We start from the raw sequence: 8367 nt of genomic DNA, 5'->3' as shown, positions 1-8367 counted from the left end.
CGTCCTCGGGGGCCCGGTACCAGACGTGCAGGCCGCCCGAGGGCGTACGGACGCGCAGGGTCGAGGCGTCGTCCGCGGGGCTGCCCTGGCCCCGCAGGGCAGCGAGGACGGCCAGGGAGTGGAAGCCGTTGGTCAGGCCGGTGAGATCGACCTGGTCGGGGATGGGGATGCCCGGCAGGATGCGGTCGCGGCCCGGGAGCGGCTGGGGGTGGTCGTCGATGTCGATGACGACGAGGCGGGCCGCTCCGCAGGCGACGCCTACCCCGAGGTCGGGGGTGCGGCCCCACCACGTGTCGATCCGGGCCCGGTCGGTCGTGGCCGCGCGGAAGCCGTGGCACCAGCGTCCGACCGCGATGCAGGAGCAGTTGTCATGGCGATGGCCGGGGCCGCGGCAGCGCGAGCAGTTGGCGACCGGAGTCTTGCGGCCCGGCGCCAGTGGGTGCACCGGCCAGTCCCGGGAGGCGCACCAGTGGGCCATCAGCAGGGACTGGGCGACCGGTTGAGCGGCCGAGGGCGCGGCGACCAGCGGCCCGGGAGCCGACTGCTCTGAGTCGCTGCGAGAAAACCGCAGCTCAGCAGTCATGTGGTTCCCCTACTCAGCGACTGAAGCGACTCAACGACGGACATAGGTTAGCGAAGCTTGTGGCCGGTGTGGCGCAGGGCCACGTAAAACCCGTCTCCCGTGTCGATGATGGGACAGTCAGCGACCGAGCCCGGCGGGAGCGACTGAAGGCCAGCGACTGAGGTTCTTTCAGTCGCTGGCCTCAGTGCTGCCCAAAACAGCAGGTCAGAAGGTTGCGGGAGATCATTCAGCGACTCAAAGCGACTCTAGCCCCCTACTTATCCAATGCACACGCACACGAGGAAAAACACCAGAGTTACGGGATAACATAGGAGCTTGAGTCGCTTCAGTCGCTGATTGTCCGATGAAACATCATCTGACCTGCGGTTTTGCCGCAGCGACTGAACAGCTACCGAAGGTCTCCCGGTCGCTCGGTTCGGTCGCTGCCCAGCCCGGACCCCCGGTGACCCCTCACCCTCGCCGCCCGAATCAGCGACTGAACGCCCTCGCAGCGACCGAACGGCAGCGACTGAAGCCCTTTCCGCCGGGCCGGCGCAGCGACTGAAGCGACCGAGCGCCGCACCTGCCCCCACCGACTGGCCGGGACACGCCAAGAGGTCCGGGCCTCAGTCGCTTCGGTCGCTTCAGTCGCTCCGAGACCCGTCACCCCGGCCGGTCTCCGTCTCTCCGGGCCGTCTTTGGCCTTGAGTCGCTCCGGTCGCTTCAGTCGCTGGGCCCGGCGAGCAACGAGCGGCGAGCGACTGAGGGGCTCGGGGCCCGGGGTTTCGGGCGACCGCCCGCGCCGGGCCAGCCGGGGCGCAAGGGGGCGGGACGGGCGCCGGGCACGCCGGCGCTGGGCACGGGAGGCGTGCCGAGACTCGGCAGCGTCCGGGCATCCAGGTTCGGACACCCGGCCCCGCGCGATGCCCGGCAGAACCCTACGAGGGGCCCTGCACTGCCGGTTCTGGCATGCGCACGGATGGCAGTCCCCCGTGACAGCGGACGTACGGACCGAAGTAGCCCCGGGCTGCGGGCCACTCCGATCGGCCGGGCTCAGCATGCAACAGGGAGGACCGCGTTTTCTCCCGATGATTTTTCTGCCTAAAACCCGTACGGGCAGTGGACGCGACCGCTGCCCCCGCCCACCCCGTCACACGTCGTCGATCAGCCGCTCAGCCGACAGTGCCCAGCGGTACGTGAGTTCCGCGAGCGTCGACACCTGCCACAGCCCGCGCAGCTTGCCGATCTCCTTGGAGAGCGTGCGGAGCCCGATGCCCAGCCGCTGCGCCGTGATCCGCTGCTCGATCCCCGCGGCCGTGTCCCGCAGGATCTCCCGCTGCAGCCGCGTCGTACGCGCCCCCGCGGCCACGTCGGAGGCCCGCGGATCCCCGTGCCAGATCTCCGCGCGCCGCCACTCCTGGTCGAAGCCCTCCGCCATGTACGCGACGGCCGCCCGGTCCAGGACGTGCCAGGCGGCATGGCTGGGCACCGAGTGCACGATGTGGTCCGAGACGAACGCGGTACGCCGGTCCACGATGATGCACCGCTGGAAGGGCCCGATGAGCGTACGGAACTGCGCCCCCTTGCCCGTCATCACCCGCGCCCACCGCCGCGTCGCCTCGTCGTCGCGGACGCTGTCGCGGTACAGCGTCCGCACGCTCACCCCGCGCTCCAGCGCCCGGCCGTCCCGGTCCATGGCGATCGCCAGGAGCTCCCGGGAGCGGGGCCCGCCAGGCTGGGCCATGAGCAGCTCGCTCTGCGCCTGGCTGATCGCCTGCTCGATCCGGGCGTTCACCAGTCCCGGCTCCGTCAGGAACTCCGAGCCGCGCCCCGAGCGCCACTTGGCCCGCTCGAAGTGCACGCTCAGCTCGTCCGCGTCCTCGGGTATCGCCGCCATCCGCGCCGCCCGGGCCGCCATCTCCCGCAGATCCGCGTCCAGTTGCCGCCGGGCCGCCTCCTGCGGGTCCAGCGCGATCGGGATGTCCGGCAGATCGGCGTCGACCGCCACCAGGCCGCGTTCCCGCAGCCGCGCGAGCACCGGCCCGTCCTCGGGAGTCACGGGCTCATGGCGGGTTATCCGCCCGTACAACTCGACCGCCTCCGGCGGCAGACGGTCCGTCCGCCGCGCCGGATTGTCGCTCTCCACCTGTTTCGCCCCCGTCGGTGCACTGCGTGTATACGCCCGGCGTACACACGCAGCCGTCACCGCTTGATCGCCGCATGTCCGACCAGGCAGCGTACCGGTGGGCCTGTACGGGACCCGTTCCCCCCACCGGGACGCCGCCCCCGACCAGGCCGAAAACGCTCGCACGGACAACCGGTGTTCGACCCCGTTCCCGGACGTTCGTACGACGGGGACCGCCCACGCACGGGGAACACGTTTCATGGACAAGGTTGCTCTGCGCGGCCTGCTGCGCGAACGCCGCGCACTCATCACACCCGAGAGCCACGGCCTCAACCGGCCCACCCGCCAGGGCCGCCGGGCCCCGGGTCTCTCCCAGGCCCAGATCGACCGGCTGCTGCACCGCGCCCCCGACACCTATGGGCGCCTGGAGTCCGGCCGCTACTCCAAACCGCCCGCCGACCTCCTGGAGGACGTCGCCCGGCTGCTCGGGATGAACGAGCGGGAATGGGTCGCCCTGTGGCGCTACGGCCTCGGCCAGGATCCCCCCTACCCCCTCGACTCGCAGTCCGGCGAGGAGATCCCCGGAGTCTGGCAGGAGGCCGTCGACGGCATCGCGCACATGGCGTACGTCCACGACCGCTCCTGGAACCTCCTCGCCCACAACGCCGCCTTCGCCGCGCTCTTCCCCGAGGGCCGCGCCCCGCACAACACCATGCGCTGGATGGCGCTCGACCGCACCGCCCGCTCGGTCCTGACCGACTGGGACAACTCCTGGGCCCCCTTCGCCCTCCCCCATCTGCGCGGCGCGCTCGCGGCCGACCCCCACGACGAGACGCTCAAACAGATCGAGAAGGAAGTACTCGCCGACCCGGTCTCCTCCCGCATCTACGACCGCGCCGGCGCCTACCTCCCCCTCGACGGCGACGAACGCCCCCTGCACCACCTCGCCCTGGGCCCCGGCTGGGTCAGCCTGTGCGCGGCCCAGCCGATGGCCGCCCCCGGCGCCCGCATGATCATCCTGGTCTTCCACCCCGGCGAACGCCGCCGCCGCGCCCGCACCCCGATGCTGCGAGCGGACTCCCCGAGGCACCCGTGAGCGTCCTGGGCCTCGCCGGGTCCGGTCCGGGACTCGATCCGCCCCTAGTACGCCAGATCCCCGGGCAGCACAGCTGCCTCGTCCCCCGGTACGGACCGCGGACCGGGCGGCGAGGCCGGCCCCCCGAGCTCGGCCAGCCCCGCCGTCAGCTCCCGGCGCGAAGCCACCGCCTCCGGTACGCAGTCGGGCGCCAGCCGCACCGCCGACGCGAGCACCTCCACCAGGCTGAGCGGCTCCTCGACGCGCTCCAGATGCCGGTACTCCACCGCCGTCAGCACCGCCAGCCGCTCCCCCAGCCCCAGCCCCGGCCGCCGGTGCTCCCGCAGCAGTACGCGCGAGGCCTCCTCGACGTCCACGCCCGCGCCGTGCAGCTCGTGCAGGCGCCCGCTCAGCTCCTCCATGTACGCCATGTACGCGCGTACTTCCGCCTGTCCCACCAGCGGCCCGTGCCCCGGAACCACCACCCGCGGATCCAGCTCCAGGATCCTGCGGCACGCCTCGACGACCCCGCTCAGCGGCCCGGCCCAGTGCACCGGCACATCATCGATGAACAGCACGTCCCCGGCGCACACCACTCCGCTGTGCGGCAGATGCACGATGAGGTCCCCGACGGTGTGCGCGGGCCCCACCTCGTACAGCTCCACCGGAGTCGACCCGACCAGCAGGTCCAGGCGGCCGCTGAACGTCCGGGTGGGCGGGGCGACTTCGAGGCCGGTGTAGTCGTACCGCCCGAAGTGCGCCAGCAGATACCGCTCGAAAGCCACCTCGGTCCGGCATGCGTCCAGCATCGCCTGCAACTGTCCGGGTGTCGGCTCCGCGCACAGGTGCGCCAGGTTGGCGTCGGTGCTGATGATCTCCGCGTCGGGGAACAGGCCGTTGCCGTAACTGTGGTCGCCGTTGGCGTGCGTGTTGACGACCGTCGACACCCGGGCACCGGGCGCGGCCACCCGCCGCGCGGCCGCCGCCAGGGCGCGCGTGAGCGGAGCGGTGTACGGGGTGTCCACAAGGAGGGTTTCGGTGCCGGAGGTCACCACGACGCAGTTCGCCATGCCCCAGGTGCCGGGGAACTGCGGCAGCCACGCGTGGACTTGGTCGTCGAGCGCGACGAGCTCGGAAGGAATACGCATGCCCGCATTCTGCGCGCGGCGGTTCGGGCGCGGCGCGGCGGGGCAGGCCCGGCCGGTATGACGGGAGGCGTTCCGCGGGGCGGCGGGATGCGATATATTAGATCTTGAGCTTGCAGCCGCGACAAGCGGATGCGGGACCGGCGTTGGTGGTCCAAGGAAAGGCGCCCCACTTCCTGTGGGGAGATGTAGGTGCAAGGCCTGCCCAGCGCTCGATGAACAAGGGCCCTGGCCTCCGTGATGGAGGCCAGGGCCCTTGTCTGTGGGCCGGTGCCCGGCATCCGGCGAACGCCGCCACTCGGCGACGCAGGCCGTCCTCATCTGACGGACCGTCACATATACTCCCCTGCCTTGGGTATCCCGGTGTCATCCGGCATGCTCGGTCCATGCAGAACAAGAAGAACCGGGTAAGAATTCACCGGACGCGCTCATGAGGATCACCATCGAGGGCGCGAGCGCGGAGTTCGAGCACAGACTGCTCCAGCTGCTCGCCGACCACCGCCATGAGCTGACCGTCACCACCGACACCGCATGGGACGTCGAGCGGGCCACGGTCTACCTCACCTCCCTGCCGAGCAACGCCCTGCGCTTCGCCCGGACCGTGGTGGAGGCCGACGGGACGGCGGACGCCGAACAACTGCGCGCGGAGTTCCACGGCGACCTGCGCGGCCCCACCATCGCCCTGTCCCGTGCGCTGCCGCGCGGAGTACGCAACCGCTGGTGGCCCGAGGGCACCGAGGCGCCCATCACCCCGCAGTACGACCCGGACCACCCCAGTTGGCAGAAGGCCCTCGCGTACACCATGAGGAGCGAGAACGTGCCGGTCTTCCGGGAGGCCTTCGCCAGGCTGAGCGCAGGTTAGGGCGAGCATGAGGAAGGCCCCGCTCACCGTCGCGACGGTGAGCGGGGCCTTCCGGCGTGGGTCAGTCTTCCGACGTGGGTCAGCCTTCCTGCAGGACGCCGTCGGCGACCTGTCGCAGAATGGCCGCCAGCGAAGCCCGGTCCTGCGGGGCGAGGTCTCCCCGCATGTCCTCGATGACGGCCTCGACTCCACGGCTCAGCCGGAAGTAGGCCTGGATGAAGGCGCTTCGCTGGGCGGGGGCGAGCCTGTCGAAGGCGGTGGTCATGAGGGCTGCTCCGTCATGCCACGGCACCGAAGCGGCGGAAGCGTCATCCTGGGGGTGCTCGGTCTGGAGGCGCTCGGTCTGGAGGCGGTCGGTCGGCCGTGGCTCGGGGACACGGCGGGCAGCCGTGTCGTCCTGCCCCGAGGTGTCGGTGGCGACCGCTCCCCCACGGTCCGTGCCGGCGTCGGCGGCGGTTTTCAAAACCGGGTTTTGAACCGACGGAGGCACCGACGGAGGCACCGACGCGCTTGCGCGCTTGCGGGGCGCCTTTGGCTGCTGGGCCTTGCGGATCTCCTCGGCCGCGATCGCCTTCTGCTCCTCGGGGTCCTGGACCTTGGCGATCTTCTCCGCCGTCTTCACCTTGATCTGCTTGGTGTCGACGACATCCCTGAGTTCAGCGGTGAGGTTGAGCAGGCTCAGCCGGTTGGAGACGTACATCTGCGACTTGCCGATGCGCTCCGCGACCTTCTCCTGGGAGCCGTGGCGCTCGACCATCCGCTGCAGGAACTCCGCCTCCTTGTAAGGAGGGATGTTCTTGCGGTGGATGTTCTCGATGACGACAGCCTCGTCGACCCGGTCGTCGTCCTCGTTGCCGAGGCGGTCCCGCACCCGGATCTCGAACTTCGTCCAGCCGAGCTGCTTGGCCGCGTGGAAGCGCCGGTTGCCGAGGACGACGATCCACTCCGCGTCACCGAGCCGGCTGCCGTGCCCGGGCTTGACGCGGAGGAACGCGTCGCGGGACATGGCGACGGCCGGCTGGAGCTGGCCGACGGACCGCATCGACTCCTTGAGCTCACGGAACTCGGCGTCGTCGTCGGTGTAGTCGACGTCGGTACGCGGATTGTCCGGGTTGCCGATGAGCGTGTGCATGTACACGGTGGTCGGCGGCGCCTCGGCCTTGGCCGGCTCGGCGGCGGCGGCGCGCTTGCTGCCGGGCTTGCCGGGACCGTCGAGAAGGTCCGCCCAGGGCTTCTTCGTCGCCATCAGCGGGCCCCCTTCTTGCCGGCGCCGAGCTCCAGGGCGAGCTGGTAGAAGTCCTCGCGGGCCTCCATGGCGACCCGGTTCTTCTTGTACTGGGTGACGACCGTGCCTTCAAGGGCCGCACGGGTGTGGACCTTGTAGTGGCGGACGACGGTGTTCGCCAGGGTCCAGCCCTGAGTACGGATGAAGTCCTTGGTCTGGTCGAGGTCGGCTTCGCCGTCGCGGGGGTCCCAGTTGTTGATGACCACCAGGTACGGGATGCCGAGCGGTTTGACCACTTCCTCGATGGTGTCCCGGGTCGGCATGAAGCCCAGGGGCTCCGGCTCGATCGGGATGATGATGTCGTCGGCGTTGGCCAGCACGGCGCGCATGGCGTCGGCCGCGGTGCTCCTGCCGAACGGGTCGCCGGCCTCCTCCTTCTCGTCCTCGGGCAAGTCCATCCAGCCCGGGGTGTCGATGAAGGCGTGCTTGACCTTGCGGGACTTCTTCAGGGCGGCGAAGAGGCCCAGGTCGTCCTTGGAGCTGATCTGCTCGAAGGAGAACGGAAGGTCCTGGCCGACTCGTTCGGACCACCAGGTGGTGGAGCCCTGGGGGTCGGCCGAGACGGCGGCGACGTAGTGCGGGTCGCCTTCGGCGGCTGCGCCCAGTACGTGGGCGGTGATGGCCGCGGTGTTGACGGTGAGGGTCGACTTCCCGACCCCACCCTTGCGGTTGATGAGCGCGGTAATCCGTGCCATGTGTGGTGCTCCTGATGCTCCGTATGCTTCCCGGCCCAGACGGGTCGGTACTAGCGGACCGGGACAGGATGTCATGGACTGCCCCATAGGACGGTCCTTCAGCGCGCCGATTCTTCAAAACCGGGTTTTGAAACCGCTGCGGTCGCGGGCTCCTGAACCCACGGGCGGCCCTCGTTCAAAACCGGGTTTTGAACGAGGGCCCTCACCGGTGGGCCGACCCGTTTCAAAACCGGGTTTTGAAGACCGGGCCGGCCCGCGGCTCGTCGTCCGGGTGTTGGCGTTCTTCAAAACCGGGTTTTGGGACCGGCGCCTCCGCGGCTCGTCGTCGTCCGGGTGCTGGCGTTCTTCAAAACCGGGTTTTGAAGGCTGGGTCGGCCCGCGGCTCGTCGTCCGGGTGTTGGCGTTCTTCAAAACCGGGTTTTGGGACCGGCGGCTCCGCGGCTCGTCGTCGTCCGGGTGCTGGCGTTCTTCAAAACCGGGTTTTGAAGGCTGGGTCGGCCCGCGGCTCGTCGTCCGGACGGCGGCGTTCTTCAAAACCGGGTTTTGAGATCGGGCGGCCTCGGTGGGGGAGAGGCCGGTGCTGTGGCGGTGCTCCAGGCCCGACCCGGGGGTGGCGGG

8 protein-coding genes are annotated in these 8367 nt (G+C 70.3%); 2 read left to right on the top strand and 6 right to left on the bottom strand.

Annotation, left to right across the window (positions count from 1 at the left end; all coding sequences use genetic code 11):
• Together A8W25_RS06260 and A8W25_RS06255 are read right to left on the bottom strand one after the other, a co-directional pair.
• The coding region (locus A8W25_RS06260) for a bifunctional DNA primase/polymerase (RefSeq protein ID WP_199831686.1) at window positions 1–478 on the bottom strand (478 nt) is incomplete at its 3' end.
• Window positions 479–1712: 1234 nt separating this feature from the next.
• Entirely contained in the window at window positions 1713–2708 is a 996-nt protein-coding gene (locus A8W25_RS06255) for a hypothetical protein (protein WP_158942441.1), read from the bottom strand.
• A gap of 238 nt (window positions 2709–2946) precedes the next feature.
• On the opposite strand from A8W25_RS06255, the gene A8W25_RS06250 reads away from it, so the two are divergent.
• Window positions 2947–3783, top strand: a complete 837-nt coding sequence (locus tag A8W25_RS06250; protein WP_079125864.1) for a helix-turn-helix domain-containing protein — start codon at window positions 2947–2949, stop codon at window positions 3781–3783.
• A gap of 44 nt (window positions 3784–3827) precedes the next feature.
• On the opposite strand, the gene A8W25_RS06245 is transcribed toward A8W25_RS06250, so the two are convergent.
• Window positions 3828–4910, bottom strand: coding sequence for an MBL fold metallo-hydrolase (locus tag A8W25_RS06245; protein ID WP_067157253.1), 1083 nt, complete (start codon window positions 4908–4910; stop codon window positions 3828–3830).
• 427 nt (window positions 4911–5337) lie between these two features.
• Here A8W25_RS06245 and A8W25_RS06240 point away from each other — a divergent pair, with 427 nt between their 5' ends.
• On the top strand, window positions 5338–5769 hold the full coding sequence (locus A8W25_RS06240) for a hypothetical protein (RefSeq protein WP_067157250.1): 432 nt from the start codon (window positions 5338–5340) through the stop codon (window positions 5767–5769).
• 79 nt (window positions 5770–5848) lie between these two features.
• Here the strand turns inward: A8W25_RS06240 and A8W25_RS06235 are convergent, their stop codons facing one another.
• The 3 genes from A8W25_RS06235 to A8W25_RS34730 form a co-directional block, all read right to left on the bottom strand.
• The gene (locus A8W25_RS06235; RefSeq protein ID WP_067157247.1) at window positions 5849–7015 is read right to left on the bottom strand and encodes a ParB/RepB/Spo0J family partition protein; all 1167 of its coding nucleotides are present in this window, start codon (window positions 7013–7015) and stop codon (window positions 5849–5851) included.
• Window positions 7015–7749 (bottom strand): ParA family protein, encoded by a 735-nt coding sequence (locus tag A8W25_RS06230; RefSeq protein WP_067157244.1) that lies wholly within the window; start codon window positions 7747–7749, stop codon window positions 7015–7017. The genes A8W25_RS06235 and A8W25_RS06230 overlap by 1 nt, the downstream gene beginning before the upstream one ends.
• A gap of 114 nt (window positions 7750–7863) precedes the next feature.
• A partial coding sequence (locus A8W25_RS34730; protein WP_234386307.1) for a hypothetical protein occupies window positions 7864–8367 on the bottom strand: 504 nt, incomplete at its 5' end.

Source organism: Streptomyces sp. ERV7, from assembly GCF_001653515.1.
Classification (GTDB): domain Bacteria; phylum Actinomycetota; class Actinomycetes; order Streptomycetales; family Streptomycetaceae; genus Streptomyces.
The sequence above is the reverse complement of the archived record's forward strand: the minus strand, read 5'-3'. Positions and strand labels throughout refer to the sequence as shown.

Bases quoted from the DNA above. Each gene is read 5' to 3' on its own strand.
- A8W25_RS06235 (WP_067157247.1), bottom strand. From the start codon at position 7,015: ATGGCGACGAAGAAGCCCTGGGCGGACCTTCTCGACGGTCCCGGCAAG.
- A8W25_RS06245 (WP_067157253.1), bottom strand. From the start codon at position 4,910: ATGCGTATTCCTTCCGAGCTCGTCGCGCTCGACGACCAAGTCCACGCG.
- A8W25_RS06230 (WP_067157244.1), bottom strand. From the start codon at position 7,749: ATGGCACGGATTACCGCGCTCATCAACCGCAAGGGTGGGGTCGGGAAG.
- A8W25_RS06240 (WP_067157250.1), top strand. From the start codon at position 5,338: ATGAGGATCACCATCGAGGGCGCGAGCGCGGAGTTCGAGCACAGACTG.
- A8W25_RS06250 (WP_079125864.1), top strand. From the start codon at position 2,947: ATGGACAAGGTTGCTCTGCGCGGCCTGCTGCGCGAACGCCGCGCACTC.